Source organism: Nocardiopsis sp. CA-288880 (genome assembly GCF_050955985.1).
Classification (GTDB): Bacteria; Actinomycetota; Actinomycetes; order Streptosporangiales; family Streptosporangiaceae; genus Nocardiopsis; species Nocardiopsis tropica.
This window is the reverse complement of the sequence record NZ_CP192105.1, coordinates 7,074,337-7,089,796: the sequence shown is the minus strand read 5'-3', so window position 1 is coordinate 7,089,796 and position 15,460 is coordinate 7,074,337. Positions and strand designations below refer to the sequence as shown.

Annotated in this window: 14 protein-coding genes; 10 read left to right on the top strand and 4 right to left on the bottom strand. The window is 72.9% G+C overall.

The features are described 5' to 3' along the window. The first annotated feature begins 58 nt into the window (after positions 1–58). The 10 genes from ACQPYD_RS30590 (at position 59) to ACQPYD_RS30545 (ending at position 11,669) form a co-directional block, all read left to right on the top strand. Positions 59–997, top strand: a complete 939-nt coding sequence (locus ACQPYD_RS30590; RefSeq protein WP_433698825.1) for a DUF5996 family protein — start codon at positions 59–61, stop codon at positions 995–997. A gap of 124 nt (positions 998–1,121) precedes the next feature. Further along, on the top strand, positions 1,122–1,409 hold the full coding sequence (locus tag ACQPYD_RS30585) for a GNAT family N-acetyltransferase (protein WP_330156365.1): 288 nt from the start codon (positions 1,122–1,124) through the stop codon (positions 1,407–1,409). Between the two features lie 126 nt (positions 1,410–1,535). Then, complete coding sequence (locus ACQPYD_RS30580; protein ID WP_433698823.1) at positions 1,536–3,035, top strand: alanine/glycine:cation symporter family protein; 1,500 nt, start codon at positions 1,536–1,538, stop codon at positions 3,033–3,035. A 185-nt stretch (positions 3,036–3,220) separates the two neighbouring features. Further along, on the top strand, positions 3,221–3,820 hold the full coding sequence (locus ACQPYD_RS30575) for a GNAT family N-acetyltransferase (RefSeq protein ID WP_433698822.1): 600 nt from the start codon (positions 3,221–3,223) through the stop codon (positions 3,818–3,820). 368 nt (positions 3,821–4,188) lie between these two features. Continuing rightward, positions 4,189–4,404, top strand: coding sequence for a heavy-metal-associated domain-containing protein (locus ACQPYD_RS30570; protein WP_267946987.1), 216 nt, complete (start codon positions 4,189–4,191; stop codon positions 4,402–4,404). Position 4,405: 1 nt separating this feature from the next. Beyond that, positions 4,406–4,636, top strand: coding sequence for a hypothetical protein (locus tag ACQPYD_RS30565; RefSeq protein ID WP_433698820.1), 231 nt, complete (start codon positions 4,406–4,408; stop codon positions 4,634–4,636). Next, positions 4,629–6,926 (top strand): heavy metal translocating P-type ATPase, encoded by a 2,298-nt coding sequence (locus tag ACQPYD_RS30560; protein WP_433698819.1) that lies wholly within the window; start codon positions 4,629–4,631, stop codon positions 6,924–6,926. Before ACQPYD_RS30565 ends, ACQPYD_RS30560 begins: the two co-directional genes overlap by 8 nt. A gap of 430 nt (positions 6,927–7,356) precedes the next feature. Next, a complete protein-coding gene (locus tag ACQPYD_RS30555; RefSeq protein WP_433702178.1) occupies positions 7,357–8,637 on the top strand; it encodes a cytochrome P450 in 1,281 nt (426 codons plus the stop codon). Continuing rightward, positions 8,634–9,731, top strand: coding sequence for a cytochrome P450 family protein (locus tag ACQPYD_RS30550; RefSeq protein ID WP_433698818.1), 1,098 nt, complete (start codon positions 8,634–8,636; stop codon positions 9,729–9,731). The genes ACQPYD_RS30555 and ACQPYD_RS30550 overlap by 4 nt, the downstream gene beginning before the upstream one ends. A 249-nt stretch (positions 9,732–9,980) precedes the next feature. Further along, positions 9,981–11,669 carry a serine/threonine-protein kinase gene (locus tag ACQPYD_RS30545; protein ID WP_433698817.1) on the top strand — a complete coding sequence of 563 codons (1,689 nt, stop codon included), beginning with the start codon at positions 9,981–9,983 and terminating at the stop codon, positions 11,667–11,669. 10 nt (positions 11,670–11,679) lie between these two features. Here ACQPYD_RS30545 and ACQPYD_RS30540 read toward each other — a convergent pair whose 3' ends face one another. The 4 genes from ACQPYD_RS30540 to ACQPYD_RS30525 all read right to left on the bottom strand — a co-directional run bounded on the left by ACQPYD_RS30540 (position 11,680) and on the right by ACQPYD_RS30525 (position 15,317). Next, complete coding sequence (locus ACQPYD_RS30540) at positions 11,680–12,258, bottom strand: dihydrofolate reductase family protein (protein ID WP_433698816.1); 579 nt, start codon at positions 12,256–12,258, stop codon at positions 11,680–11,682. Positions 12,259–12,381: 123 nt separating this feature from the next. Further along, on the bottom strand, positions 12,382–13,311 hold the full coding sequence (locus tag ACQPYD_RS30535) for a glutaminase (protein ID WP_433698815.1): 930 nt from the start codon (positions 13,309–13,311) through the stop codon (positions 12,382–12,384). A gap of 120 nt (positions 13,312–13,431) precedes the next feature. Further along, entirely contained in the window at positions 13,432–14,121 is a 690-nt protein-coding gene (locus tag ACQPYD_RS30530) for a response regulator transcription factor (protein ID WP_267946980.1), read from the bottom strand. Beyond that, entirely contained in the window at positions 14,118–15,317 is a 1,200-nt protein-coding gene (locus ACQPYD_RS30525; protein ID WP_433698814.1) for a sensor histidine kinase, read from the bottom strand. Before ACQPYD_RS30525 ends, ACQPYD_RS30530 begins: the two co-directional genes overlap by 4 nt. Between the last annotated feature and the right edge of the window lie 143 nt (positions 15,318–15,460).

Genomic DNA, 15,460 nt, shown 5'->3' with positions numbered 1-15,460 from the left:
TCCCGGTCCGCAGGCCCGGCCGTGTACGCCACGCACCAAGGAGAGAAGGAGAGAGTCCGTGGAGCTGTTCCCAGCCATCCCGCTCGACTCGTGGTACGACACCAAGCAGACACTGCACCGCTTCGAGCAGGTCGTCGGCAAGATCCGACTGCAGCACAGCCCGCGCCGCAACCACTGGTGGAACGTCCCCTTCCACGTCACGGGGCGCGGCATCACCACCCGCCCCATGGGGCTCGTGGACGGCAACCCCGTCTTCACCGTCGACTTCGACTTCGTCGGGCACCGGCTGGTCGCGGCGAACCTGGACGGGCGGACCGCGTCCTTCCCGCTCCAGGGGCACAGCGTGGCGTCGTTCTACCTCGGGCTCCAGTCGGCGCTGGACAGCCTCGGCGTGGACGGCAGCATCCCGCACGCGACCCCGTTCGACCTGCCCGACACAGGGAGGCCGTTCACGGAGGACCGCGAGCACGCCGCCTACGTGCCCGAGCACGCCACCCGCTACTGGCAGGTGCTGAGCCAGGTCGCCCTGATCCTGGAGGAGTTCGCCGCCGGCTTCTCGGGCAAGACCAGCCCGGTGCACCACTTCTGGCACACGTTCGACATCGCCGTCACGCGCTTCTCCCCGCACCCCGTCCCCCAGCCCCGGGAGGCCGGGCAGCTGGTGCGCGAGGCGTACTCGCGGGAGGCGGTGAGCTTCGGCTTCTGGTTCGGCGACGACCACATCCCGGAGCCCTGCTTCTACTCCTACACGGCGCCCGAACCGGACGGGCTCACGGACCGCAGGCTCGACCCCCCCTCCGCGGAGTGGGTGAGCAGCGGCCACGGGCACCTGGCGCTGCTGCGCTACGCCGACGCGCGCAAGTCGCCGGACCCGCGCGCCACCGTCCTGGAGTTCCTGGAGAGCGCCTACCGGGCGGGCGCCGGGCTCGCCGGCTGGGACCTGGACGCGCTGGCCTGCCCGCGGGGGATCACCGACCCGTACCTCGCCGGCCGCTGAGCCCCGCCCCGCGTCCGGGGGCGGGGCCCGGGGTGTGCGTGGTGGGCAGGTGTGGGAACGTGGCCCCCGGGCCCACCCATCACGCGCACACTGCGTGCGCGGACGCAGGAGGCGGGAGAGTGTCATGGACCTGACGGTCGTCGACGTGCCGGAGCGCTCGCGCTACGAGGTCAGCGCGGACGGGGAGGTGGTGGGCTTCTCCGCCTACCACCTGATCGACGAGGGCGTGTACGCCCTGCCCCACGTGGAGGTCGACCCGGCCTTCGAGGGCAGGGGCGTGGCCAGCGCGCTCATGCGGGAGTCCCTGGACGACATCCGCGAGCGCGGTCTGAAGGTCGTGCCGATCTGCCCGTTCGCGCGGGCCTACATCGGGAAGAACCGGGGCTACGCGGACCTCGTCCACGAGGGCTGACGCGGGGCACGGGCAGTAACGGAATCATCACCATCGCGCGGGTGTGCGCTGCCGGCGGTGATTCGGTGCACTTCACGGGTAGGTGGGAGCGGTTGTCCCTTTCGGAGTGAAGGAGCCCCGTCCCCCGTGATATCCGCAGACGCAGCACAACCCCTCGACGCGCGCCTCACCGACGCCGTCGCCGCCTTCAACGACGAGTTCTTCTGGTCCTGGATCCTGATCCCGCTGCTGGTGGCGGTCAGCCTGTACATCACGGTCAGGACCGGGGCCGTCCAGATCCGGCTGCTCCCCGAGATGTTCCGGGTCCTGCGGAGCAGACCCGAGATCGCCCCCGACGGCAAGAGGGCCGTCTCCTCGCTCCAGGCGTTCATGATCTCGGCCGCGGCCCGCATCGGCACGGGCAACATCATCGGGGTGTCCATCGCGATCTCCCTGGGCGGCCCCGGCGCCGTCTTCTGGATGTGGGCGATGGCGGTCGTGGTGTGCGCCGCGAGTTTCGTGGAGTCCACGGTCGCCCAGCTCTACAAGGTCCGCGACCCGGCGGGATACCGGGGCGGGCCCGCCTACTACATCGAGCGGGGGCTGGGCCAGAAGTGGGCGGGCGTCCTCTTCGCCCTCACGCTCATCGTGACGTTCCCGCTGGTCTTCAACGCGGTGCAGAGCAACACGATCACCAACACCATCGCGAACTCCGCGGAGGACCTGGGCAGCGGCACCGGCCTGTGGATGTCCGCGCTCATCGGCGTGCTGCTCGTCGTCCTCACCGCGCTGGTGATCTTCGGCGGGGTCCGGAGGATCGCCAACACCGCCCAGGCGCTCATCCCGTTCTTCGCCGCGCTGTACGTGCTGCTCGGCCTCGTCGTCATGGCGCTCAACTGGGAGGCCGTCCCGGGCATGATCGCCCTCATCTTCCAGCACGCCTTCGGGGTGCGGGAGTTCGCCGCGGCGGGCCTGGGCGTCGTGATCATCCAGGGCGTGCGCCGGGGCATGTTCTCCAACGAGGCGGGCCTGGGATCGGCCCCCGTCGCGGCGGCCAGCGCCGCGGTCTCCCACCCGGTCAAGCAGGGGCTGGTCCAGACGCTCGGGGTCTACCTGGACACCCTCGTCGTCTGCTCGGTCACGGCGTTCATCATCCTGCTCGGCAACCCGGGCACCGGTGACGGGCAGCTGGAGGGCGACCTCACCCAGTTCGCCCTCCAGGCGGCGCTCGGTCCGTGGGCGCTGCACCTGATGACGCTGATCATCTTCCTGGTCGCGTTCACCTCGGTGCTCGGCAACTACTACTACGGCGAGTCCAACCTGGAGTACCTGACCACGAACGAGAGGGTCCTGTTCGGCTACAAGCTGGTCTTCCTGACGGCGACCTTCCTGGGGGCGCTCGGCTCGATCGACCTCATCTGGACGCTGGCGGACACGACCATGGGCCTGATGGCGCTGGTCAACCTCCTGGCGCTCGTGCCGCTGACGGCGGTCGCCGCACGCCTGCTCAAGGACTACGTCGGACAGCGGCGCGAGGGGATCGACCCGGTCTTCACCCGCGACCGGATGCCGGACGTGCGCGGGGTGGAGTGCTGGGGGCCCGAGGACGCGCTGCGGCCGGACGAGTCCGAGCGCTCGCCGGCGTGAGCCGGCGGCCGGGGGGCGGGACGGGGGCGGGCCCGTCCTCCCGGCCACGCACATGGGGGCGTTTCTCCACGAATAACCAGAAAGTGTTCGATGGGGGGCATCTGTGTTCTTTCGGTCACGGCGAATAATCGCTAGTGTGCTGGATCACAGTTGTGGCGGCCAGTGTGTCTCGTCGAGGGAGTCCGATGTCCATCGTCTCAATCGAGCCCGCCACCGCCGAGCGGTGGGATGACCTGGAGAACCTTTTCGGACCGACCGGGGCGTACGGGCACTGCTGGTGCACGTTCTTCCGCCGGCGGGCCAAGGACCACACGGCGAGCACATCCTGTGAGCGCTCCATGCGCGGCGTGGACAACAAGGAGGAACTGCGCCGCCTGACCCTGGACGGCAAGGTGCCCGGCCTCCTCGCCTACGACGAGGACGGGCCGTGCGGCTGGGTGTCCGTGGCTCCGCGCGACGACTTCATCCGGCTGGCCCGGTCGCGCTCCCTGCGCCCCGCCGACCCCACGGAGCAGGGGGTCTGGGCGCTGGTCTGCTTCTGGCTGCCGCCCCGTCGGCGCCGGCGGGGCCTGGGCAGCCGCCTGCTGGACGGTGCGGTCGAGTACGCCCGCGCCGGCGGCGCGCGCGTCCTGGAGGCCTACCCGGTGGACACGGTGGGCGGCCGGGCCCCCAGCGCCGAGGTCTACACGGGGACCGTGGAGATGTTCCAGCGGGCCGGTTTCACGCTGAGCGGCCACCACCTCAGCGAGCGCGTGGTCGCCCGGTTGGAGCTGAAGACCGAGTAGCCCCCGCCCCTTCCCGGCCCCTCCGGCCGGGAACGGGGGGAGGGTATCCGGGCATGTGTCCCGGAGTACGCGTTTCCTCCGCTCCTGTGGGGCGGAGGACCCGGGGCCCCCGCGCGACGCGCGGGGGCCCCGTTCCGTTCTCGTGGAGATCGCACCTCGTGGGATTACCCCCCGGGGGTACAGTGGGGACGAGGGGGCTTCCGGTGCGGGGGTGCCCCCGCACCGGACGGTGCGGGTTCCGTGTCGCCCGGGTGGGGGTGGTGTGATGACAGGGGTTTGACAATCACATACCCCCTGGGGGTATATTGAGCCCTGTTGGAGCGGTCCGCCACGGAGACCGACACACCACACACGCCACAGGAGGCGAAATGGCTGCCACCACCACCGCTGTTTACACGGTCGAGGGCATGACCTGCGGGCACTGCGTCAACTCCGTCACCGAGGAGGTCGGCGGGGTCAGCGGCGTCACCGGCGTCAAGGTCGACCTCGACGACAAGAAGGTGACCGTCACCAGTGACGGCCCGGTCGACGACGCGTCGGTCCGCGCCGCCATCGACGAGGCGGGTTACGAGGTGCGTGACTGACATGAACGTGACCGCGAAGCTCGGGCTCTACGCCCTGGGTCTCGTGGCCGTGTTCGCCGCGGCGTTCGGGGTCGGCGGCCTGGCCGGCCCCGTTCTGCCGCAGGAGGCTCCGGGGCACGCGCGCAGCGCGGAGACCGGGGAGGAGTCCTCCACGGGCGGACGGGACCACACGGAGGACGCGTCGTACGGGCACGACGAGGAGCGCAGGGAGTCGGGGAGGGACCATGGGTAGCGGGGGAACCACGGCGAAGCCGGCGGGGGCCGCGGCGGTCGAACTGGCCATCGGCGGCATGACCTGCGCCGCGTGCGCGAACCGGGTCGAGAAGCGGCTCAACAGGCTGGAGGGCGTCACCGCCACCGTCAACTTCGCCACCGAGAAGGCCCGGGTGTCCTTCGAGGGGGCGCCCACGCCCGTGGAGGACCTGGTCGCGCAGGTGGAGAAGGCGGGCTACACCGCCACCGTCCCCCGGCCCGACCCCGGCCCCTCCGCGGCGGAGCCGGCCGACCCCACCGCGGTCCTGTGGAACCGGGCCATGGTCTCCCTCGTGCTCTCGGTGCCCGTCATCGCCATGGCGATGGTCCCCGCGCTCCAGTTCACGTACTGGCAGTGGGCCTCCCTCGCCCTGGCGGCGCCCGTCGTCGTCTGGGGCGCGCTGCCCTTCCACGTGGCCGCGTGGAAGAACCTCAGGCTCGCCACCGCCACCATGGACACGCTGGTCTCCCTCGGCGTCTCCGCCGCGTTCCTGTGGTCGCTGTACGCCCTCTTCCTCGGCACCGCCGGGACACCGGGCATGACCCACCCGTTCGAGCTCACCATCGCGCGGACCGACGGCTCCGCCAACATCTACCTGGAGGTCGCCGCCGGGGTCACGACCTTCATCCTCCTCGGCAAGTACTTCGAGGCGCGCTCCAAGCGGCGCGCCGGGGCCGCACTGCGCTCTCTCCTCGAACTCGGCGCCAAGGAGGTCACCGTCCTGCGGGGCGAGGGGCCCTCCGCCCGCGAGGAGCTGGTGCCCGTGGCGGAGCTCTCGGTCGGCGACCGGTTCCTGGTCCGCCCCGGGGAGAAGATCGCCACCGACGGCACGGTCGAGGAGGGCACCTCCGCCGTCGACATGAGCATGCTCACCGGCGAGTCCGTCCCCGTGGAGGTCTCCCCGGGCAGCACCGTCGTCGGCGCGACCGTCAACGCCGGGGGCCGCCTCGTCGTGCGGGCCTCCCGGGTCGGCTCCGACACCCAGCTCGCGCAGATGGCGCGGCTGGTGGAGGACGCCCAGAACGGCAAGGCGGCCGTCCAGCGCCTCGCCGACCGGGTCTCGGGGGTGTTCGTCCCCGTCGCCATCATGATCGCGGTCGCCGCGCTCGGCTTCTGGCTCGGCACGGGCGAACCCGCGAGCGCCGCCTTCACCGCGGCCGTCGCGGTCCTGATCATCGCCTGCCCCTGCGCCCTGGGCCTGGCCACGCCCATGGCACTGATGGTGGGCACCGGCCGCGGCGCCCAGCTCGGGATCCTCATCAAGGGCCCGGAGGTCCTGGAGAACACCCGCCGCGTGGACACCGTCGTCCTGGACAAGACCGGCACCGTCACCACGGGGCGGATGGCGCTGACCGGCGTGGCCGTCGCGGACGGCGAGGACGAGGAGGAGGTCCTGCGCCTGGCCGGGGCCCTGGAGAACGCCTCGGAGCACCCCGTCGCGAGGGCCGTCGCCGCCGGCGCGGCCTCCCGGGTGGGCCCGCTGTCCGCCCCCGAGGACTTCGCCAACATCGAGGGACTGGGCGTGCAGGGGGTCGTGGACGGCCGCGCCGTCCTCGTCGGACGCCCCGCGCTCCTGGAGGAGTGGTCCCAGGAGCTGCCCGCGGAGCTGACCCTGGCGCTGGAGGAGGCCAGGGGGGAGGGGCGCACGGCCGTCGCCGTCGGCTGGGACGGCCGCGCCCGCGGCGTGCTCGTGGTGGCCGACACCGTCAAGCCCACCAGCGCCGAGGCGGTCCGCCAGTTCCGCGAGCTCGGACTGACGCCGATCCTGCTGACCGGGGACCACGAGGCGGTGGCCCGCTCCGTGGCCGCGGAGGTCGGCATCGAGGAGGTCTTCTCCGAGGTGATGCCGAAGGACAAGGTCGACGTGGTCACGCGCCTCCAGGCCGAGGGACGCACCGTGGCCATGGTCGGCGACGGGGTCAACGACGCCGCCGCGCTCGCCCAGGCCGACCTGGGGCTGTCCATGGGCACCGGCACCGACGTGGCCATCGAGGCCAGCGACCTGACCCTGGTGCGCGGCGACCTGAGGGCGGCGGCGGACGCGGTCCGGCTCTCGCGCCGCACGCTCACCACCATCAAGGGCAACTTGTTCTGGGCCTTCGCCTACAACGCGGCGGCGCTGCCGCTGGCCGCGGCCGGGCTGCTCAACCCGATGCTCGCGGGAGCGGCGATGGCCGTGTCCAGCGTGTTCGTGGTGACCAACAGCCAGCGGCTGCGCAGGTTCCGGCCCCTGTCGGACCACATGGGGACCGCCGCCGACCGCACCTGAGGAGGGATGGCCGGGACGCCCCGTCCGGAGCACCGGCTCCGGGCGGGGCGCCGCCGTGTGCGCCGGGGCGGCCCGCGCGGACCGCCCCTTCCCCCTGTCTCCGCGCGAACGCGGAGACAGGGGGAAGGGGCGGAGGGAATGACATCCGTATAACGGCAGATGACCGCCGATGTCCGCTGTCGCACGGGGAGTCCGGCTCTCGCGCCTCCCGGGACGGGCCGCTAGGGTGTGCGCCCAGTGGCACCGGCCGCGGGCCCTCCCACGCGCGGCCGCGGCGGTCCCGCCGTGCCCGACGGCCAGGAGGAGGCGCAGGACGGACCCCGGCCCGTAGCCGACCGACACCCCCGAGGTACCCGTGTCTTCTGGTTGTCCCCACGCCGCGCTGTACCGGAGCGAGCCGCACCCCGACCCCTACGCCGTCTACGCCGGCATGCGGGCCGAGCACGGCCCCGTGGTCCCGGTCGAGCTCGAACCGGGTGTGCGCGGATGGCTCGTGACGGACTACTCCACCCTCATCTCCTGGTCGCGGGACACCACCGCCTTCACCCACGACTCCCGGCTGTGGCGGGACTTCACCGAGGGCAGGGTCGACCCGGACTCCCCGCTCCTGCCCATGATGGCCCCGCGGTCCAACGCCCTGTTCGTGGACGGGACGGAGCACCAGCGCTACCGCAGGGCGATCACCGACAGCCTCGGCGCCGTCGGCGCGGAGCGCCTCGGCCGGATCACCGCCGGGTACGCCGACCGGCTCATCGACGGGTTCTGTGAGCGGGGCCGCGCGGACGTGCTCAACGAGTACGCCCGCATGCTGCCCCTCCTCGTCATGAACGACCTCTTCGGGTTCCAGGGGGACCAGGGTCTGCGCTTCGCCACCGCCATGCGCAACCTGTGGACGGGCGTGGACACCGAGAAGTCCAACGCCGAGGCCGAACGCGCGCTGTCCGAGGCGGTGTCCGACAAGCACCGCGCGCCCGGCGACGACCTCACCTCCAGGCTGATCCGGCACCGGGCCGGGCTCAGCGACGAGGAGGTGATCACGCAGCTCCTCCTCGTCGTCGCCGCGGCCAACGAGCCGACCGCCGACCTCATCGGCGCGGCGGTCCGCGCGGTCCTGGCCGACCCCGCGGTCCGCGGGGACGACGCCGTCTCCCTCTCGGACGCCGCCCTCGGCGACCTCGTCGACCGCGTCCTGTGGGCGGACCCCCCGATCACCAACTACCCGGCCGTCTACCCCCGCGTCGACATCCCCCTCGGCGGGGGGCGGGTCATCGAGGCGGGGACGCCGGTCCTCCTGGGCTTCGCCGCGGCGAACCACTTCTTCCTGAGGGAGAACGCCGAGCTGATGGAGGAGACCCCCAACAGGGCCCACCTCGCCTGGGGCGCCGGCCCGCACCGCTGCCCCGCCCGCGACGAGGCCACGAGCATCGCGATCATCGCCACGCGCACGCTCCTCACCCGGCTCCCCGGGCTCCGCGCGGCCGTCCCGGCCGAGGACCTGCGCTGGCGCCTGACCGGGCTGTCGTGGATCCCCGTCGAACTCCCCGTCCTCTTCACCCCGCAGCAGCCCCCGGCCCCCGCGCCCGTGGAAGGAACCCCTTGGAGCCCGTCGCACTCGCCCCCGGAAACCTCCGCGCACAAGCGGCCCGCCTCCGGGAGATCGGCCCTGTCGTCCCTGTCGAGCTTCCTGGAGAGGTTGCTGCGTGGGTCGTGACCACGCACGCCGGGGTCGCCGAGGCCCTGGCCGACCCGCGGATCCGGAAGGACAAGAGGCACTGGAGGGCGTTCAACGCCGGTGAGGTCCCGGCGGACTGGCCCCTGGTCTCCTGGATCATCGCCGAGAACATGCTGACCAGCGACGGCGAACAGCACACCCGCCTGCGCAAGCTGGTCTCCCAGGCGTTCACCCCGCGCCGGGTCGACCGCATGCGCGGGAGCGTGGTCGCGGTCATCGAGTCCCTGCTGGACGGGGTGGAGGCCGCGGCCGGGCGCAGCGGGGACGGCGTGGTCGACCTCAGGGCGCTGGTGGCGCAGCCTCTGCCCCTGACGGTCATCGGCGACCTGTTCGGGCTGTCCGAGGAGACCGGGCCGGAGCTCCACCGCCTGGTCGGCGCGTTCTTCGACCAGAGCGTCACGCCGGAGGGGGCGATGGCCGCCTTCGTGGAGATGTGGGGCGTGCTCACCGAGCTGGTCGCCGCCAAGCGCGCCGAGCCCGCGGACGACCTGACCTCCGCCCTGATCGCCGCCCGCGACGAGGACGACAGGCTCAGCGAGGACGAGCTGGTCTGGACCCTGGTGCTGATCATCAGCGCGGGCTACGAGACCACGATGAACCTCGCCGTCAACGCCGTCCGCGCCCTGGCGGACCACCGCGACCAGCTCGGCATGGTCCTGTCGGGCGAGGTGGCATGGGCCAGGGCGACGGAGGAGGTGCTGCGCTGGGACGGCCCGGGAGGGTTCGTGCCCATGCGCTACACGGCCGAGGAGGTCGAGCTGGCGGGGGTGCGGATCCCGGCGGGCGAGCCGCTGCTGCTGGGCTACGGGTCCGCGGGACGCGACCGGGCGCGGTACGGGGCGACCGCGGACGAGTTCGACATCACCCGCGAGGACGCCTCGCACCTGGCGTTCTCGCGCGGACGGCACTTCTGCCTGGGCGCGAACCTGGCCCGCCTGGAGGTGAACGAGCTGCTGCCCCGCCTGTTCGGGCGCTTTCCGGGGCTCGAGGTGGCGGAGGGCGCCGACGGGCCGGCCCCGCTGCCCTCGATCATCGTCTCCGGGGTCGCGACCCTCCCGGTGCGCCTCCGCTGAACGGTTTCCGGGTGTGACACTCCCGGTGATTCGGTCCCGCCGGATGGGCGCCCTCAGGTGTTTCCGGCGGGATCGTCGCATTTCAGGGAGGTTCCACGGGCGCTCGGCCGACGGGGGACACCGACATGCCGCCCCGGGGAAGAGCGGCAGGAGTCGCCCCGGGCTCCTAGAATCGTGGCGACCCCCGACCCTCCCCTCCGCGTCCCGGAACCCTCACACACCGCCTTCCCCCCACAGAGGAATCGCGCCTTGACGAACAGTTCGGAAGCCGACCCCGGCCGTGTCCTGGCCAACCGGTACCGCCTGGACGAGGTCATCGGAGCCGGCGGCATGGGGCGCGTCTGGCGGGGCACCGACACCCTCCTCGACCGCCCCGTCGCGGTCAAGGAACTGACCACGCCCCCCAACCTCCCCGCGCACGAGGTCGACGTGCTGCGCACCCGGATGCTCCGGGAGGCGCGCAGCGCGGCGCAGCTCAGCCACCCCTCGATCATCACCGTGTTCGACGTGGCGGAGGAGGACGGCCGCCCGTGGATCGTGATGGAACTCGTCCTGGGCCCCTCCCTGGGCGACCTCATCCGCTCCGACGGGGCCCTCTCGGCGAAGAGGGTCGCCGACATCGGCGAGCAGATGGCGGCCGGGCTGGCCGAGGCGCACGCGCGGGGCATCGTGCACCGCGATATCAAGCCGGGCAACGTGCTCATCGCCGGGAACGACCGCGCGGTCCTGACCGACTTCGGCATCGCCCACCTGGACGGCTCCACCCACCTCACCAGCACCGGCCTGCTGATCGGGTCGCCGAGCTACCTGGCGCCGGAGATCGCGCACGGGCACTCCGCCACCCCGGCCTCGGACATGTGGGCCCTGGGCATCACCCTCTACCAGGCCTCCGAGGGCACGCTCCCGTTCGACCGGCCGACCCCCATGGCGACGCTGACCGCCATCGTCACCCAGGACCTGCCCGAGCCGGTCAACGCGGGCCCGCTGCGCCCGGTCCTGGAGTCGCTGTGCGAGAAGCGGCCGGAGGACCGGCCGTCCGTGAGCGAGGTCCGCACGTGGCTCCGCGAGATCCGCGACGCCTCCGACACCCCCGCCACGGCGGTGGCGCCGGCCCCGGCCGCGACGGGGCACACGGAGGAGCCGGTCGCGGCCGAGGCGCGCGCCGAGCCCGCCGCGCCCGTCCCCGCGCCGCCCGCCCCCCGCCCCTCCGGCGGCGGCTCAGGTCGGCGGCGGCCCCTCCTGCTCCTCGCCCTCGTGCTCGTCCTGCTGGTCGGGGGCGCGACCACCGGCGTCCTGGTGGCCGTGAACCGGACCGGCGACCCCGGCGCCGGACTCGTCGGCGACTCCGAGCAGGCCGCCGTCGAACCGTCCGCGGAGGGCGGGGACGGGGCGTCGGAGGAGGCCGAGCCCTCCGCGGAACCCGGTTCCGAGCAGGAGTCCGCGTCCGCGTCCGAGGACGCGGACACGGAGGAGGAGCAGGACGAGGAGGACGACAGGTGGGACCACCTCGTCCGCCACGAGGACGAGAACGGTTTCGCCGTGGACGTCCCCGAGGACTGGGAGATCGACCGGTCGGGGGTCCAGGTCTACTTCCGCAACCCCGACGGCGGTTACCTGCTCGTGGAGTACACGGACAGCCCCAACCCCGACGCCGGTGACGACTGGCGCGCCGCCGAGCCCGGCGTGCGCGGCAACTTCCCCGGCTACGAACTCGTCGGCATCGAGGACGTCGACGCCGACTGGGCCGACGACTACGTCAGCGCGGCCGACTGGGAGTTCACCTACGACGGCAGGGGCGGCCGGATGCACGGCATCAACCGGGGCTTCCACACCGAGGACAGGGGCTACGCCCTGTTCCTCGTGGCCAGCAACGAGCACCCCGACCTCAACCGGGAGATGCTGGACCACATGGCGCAGACCTTCGACCCGGACGCCTGACCCGGCCGGGTCAGGCGTGCAGGGCGGGCCGGTAGACGAGTTCCTGGACGCGGCCGTCCAGCGTCCGGTGGTCGACCAGGTCGAGGTCGAAGTCGGCCGCGCCCCGGAAGAGCGGGGCCGTTCCGGTGCGGCCGGTGATCACGGGGAAGATCGTCACCTGGACGAGGTCGACCAGGCCCGCGGCCATCAGGGAGCGGTTCACCGACAGGCTGCCGTGTGAGCGCAGCGGGACCGCGGACTCCTCCTTGAGCCGGGCGACGGCGTCGACGGCGCCGCCGCGGGCGACGGTCGCGTCGCCCGGCCAGTCGAGGGGTTCCTCCAGGGTGGTCGAGACCACCGTCAGGGGCAGGTTCCTCATCCGGGCGACCCAGGGGTCGCCCGCGTCGGGGTCCGGCCCCAGCATCTGCGCGAACTCCCGGTAGGTGGTCGCTCCGAGGACCATCCGCTGCTCCGCGTCGTACAGGGCGAGGCGGTGGCCGAGGAGCTCCGGGCCCTGCTTGCCCCAGTAGCCTCCCCAGTCGCCGTCCCCGCCGTAGGAGCCGAAGCCGTCGAGGCTGGTGAAGACGTCGAAGGTGTAGGTGGCGGTCATGGCGTTCTCCTCGGACGAGGGTGATCGGGTGTACACGGATACGGACCCGGCGGCGCGGCGGAACTCATCGCCTCCGGGCTCCCCGGACCGGCCGGCCCCGCGCGTCCCGGCCCCGCGGGCCGCTCAGAACACCGAGCAGCCGGTGACGTCGGTGAAGGCCTCCAGCGCGAGGGCCGCCGTCACCGAGTTGCCCTTGGCGTCCAGTCCGGGCCCCCAGGCCGCCACCGTGCACCGTCCCGGGACGACCGCGAGGATGCCGCCCCCCACACCGCTCTTGCAGGGGATCCCGACGCGGTAGGCGAACTCCCCCGCGGCGTCGTACGTGCCGCAGGTCAGCATCACCGCCAGGATCCGGCGGGTGTCGGAGACGCCCAGCAGCTCCGAGCCGTCCGCCCGCGTGCCGCGCCGGGCCAGGAACAGGCCGGCCCTGGCCAGCTCCTCGCAGCTGACGGTGATGGAGCACTGCCGGAAGTAGTGGTCCAGCACCTCCGGCACCGGGTTCCGGATGTTGCCGAAGCTCGCCATGAGGTAGGCCAGCGCGCGGTTGCGGTCGCCGCTCCTGGACTCGGACTCCGCGACCAGGTTGTCCGTGTGCAGGTCGGGGTCGCCGGTCTCCTCGCACAGCAGCTCCCGCAGCGCCCCGACCGCGTCCCCGGTGTCGGACAGGAGCTGGTCGGTGACGATGAGCGCCCCCGGGTTGATCATGGGGTTACGCGGAACGCCGTTCTCGAACTCCAGCTGGTGGAGGGAGTTGAAGGCGTTGCCGGACGGCTCCCGGTGCACCCGCTTCCACACGTCGGACCCCGAGTGGCCGCGCATCACCAGGGCCAGGGTGAACACCTTGGTGATGCTCTGCATGGAGAAGCGGGTGCGCGCCTGTTCGCCGGTGCTGTACATGCCGCCGTCCACGGTGGCGATCGAGAACCCGAACTCGTCCGGGTCCACGTCGGCCAGCTCGGGGATGTAGTCGGCGACCCGTCCCTCGCCGATGTGGCTCCGGACCCGTTCCATGACGGCGTCGAGCACGCCGGGGTAGTAGTCGCTGTCGTCCATCCGAACCTCCCTTCCCGCGGAGCGGTCCTTCCGGGGAGTCCCCGTTACGGCCCTGCCCGACGGGGGGACGGCGTAATCCGCGCCCCGGGGAGGCGGGGCGCGGACCGCCGCGGCGGGGGCTCAGCCGCCGCCGTCGAGGAGCTGCGCGTCGTGGACCAGGAGCGCGACCTGCACACGGTTGTTCAGCCCCAGCTTGGTCAGGATGCTCGACACGTGCGTCTTGACCGTCGGCACGCTGAGGAACAGGCGCGAGGCGATGTCGGCGTTGGACCGGCCCTCGCCGACCGCCACCGCGACCTCCAGCTCACGGCCGTTCAGCGCCGCCAGCCGTTCGCGCGCCCGGCCCGCCCGGGCCCCGTGGTCGCCCGCGCCCACCCGGTCGACCAGGCGGCGCGTCACGGCGGGGGAGAGCACCGACATGCCCCGCGAGACCTGCCGCACCGACTCCACGATCTCCGCCGGAGGGGTGTCCTTGAGCAGGAACCCGGCCGCGCCCGCCCGCAGCGCGCGCAGCACGTGCTCGTCCGCGTCGAACGTGGTCAGCACCAGCACCTCGGGCGGGTCCTCCAGGGAGCGCAGCCGCTCCGTCGCGGTCAGGCCGTCCACCGTCGGCATGCGGATGTCCATCAGGACCACGTCGGGGGAGTACCGCTCGACCAGTCCGAGGACCGACCCGCCGTCCTCGGCCTCGGCCAGCACCCGGATGTCGGGCGCGCCGCCCATCATCATCACCAGGCCGACCCGGACGAGCGCGTCGTCGTCGACGATCACGACCCCGATCTCCCTGGCTCCCCGCTCTGTTCGACTCATACGGGCCACGGTAGCCAGGCCGACAGGCGCCAGCCACCACCGGCGGCCGGCCCGTGCTCCAGGCGCCCCGACGCGAGGGAGACCCGCTCCGCCAGGCCGACCAGGCCCTGGCCCGAACCCCCGCCGGCGGTCGGGGGAGGCGGCTCGGGGGAGGGGCCGTTGAGCACCTCCACCACGAGGCCCTCGCCGGGGGCGCCCCTCACCCGCACCCGGGTGTCGGCGCCGGGGGAGTGCTTGCGCACGTTCGTCAGGCCCTCCTGGACGATCCTGTAGGCGGTGCGGCCGGTCCGCTCCGGGACCGTCCCGGTGTACTCCTCGGCGAACTCCACGCGGGCGCCGACCTCGTCGGCCTCCTCGACGAGCTGCTGGAGGTCGGCCATGGTCGGCTGGGGGAGCTCCCCGACGGGCGCGCGCAGGACGCCGATCACCTCCCGCAGGTCCTGGAGGGCCTGGTGGGCGCTCTCCCGGATCACCTTCGCCGAGCGCGCGACCTCCTCGGACGGGGCGTCGGGCCGGTACTCCAGGGCCCCGGCGTGCACGCTGAGCAGCGACAGCCGGTGCCCGAGCACGTCGTGGATCTCCCGGGCCATCGCCTCCCTGACCTGGTGCTGGGCGTGCTCGGCGCGCAGCTGGGCCTCGGTCTCCGCGTGCACGGCCCGGTCGCGCAGCGACTCCACGAGCTCGCGCCGGTGGTGGACGGTCAGCCCCCAGCCGATGACGGCCCCCTGGATGGCCACGCTCAGCAGCACGGTGACCAGGATCGGCAGGTGCGGGTCCGGCCACAGGACCGCCTGCAGGTAGGCGGTGGCCGCGCCCACCCCGAACACGGCCAGGCTCGTGCGCGGCGACCGGTGCACGGCCAGGGAGAACAGGGCGATGAGCATCGCGCCCATGGCCAGGGGGAAGACCACGGAGACCAGCACCAGGACGACGGCGAGCTGGACCGGCCAGCGGCGGCGCCACCAGAGGGACAGGCAGGCCAGGAAGGCGGCCAGGCGGCCCGCGCCCTCGAACCAGGTGGACGGCGGTCCCGGGGGCACCAGCTCCGGGCCGAACTCGACGCCGGGGGGAGAGGTCCCGGGCAGTTCGAGGGAGGTCGTCACCGCGTAGGCGAGGGCGAGCAGGAACATGGACAGGTCCACGATCCAGTCACGCGCACTGCACCGCTGCGCACCGGTCACCGTGGAAGCGTTCATCGCTGCGAAGTCTACGTTCGGCGACCGGCCCCGGGCAGGCGCGCGGCGGCACGCCCTACCGATGGCGGCCAGGTCCATACTTTGGTCGTCGGGGCAGGTGGCGGGGGCGCGGCCGGTCGGTCGGCGCGGACCCGGCGCGCGGG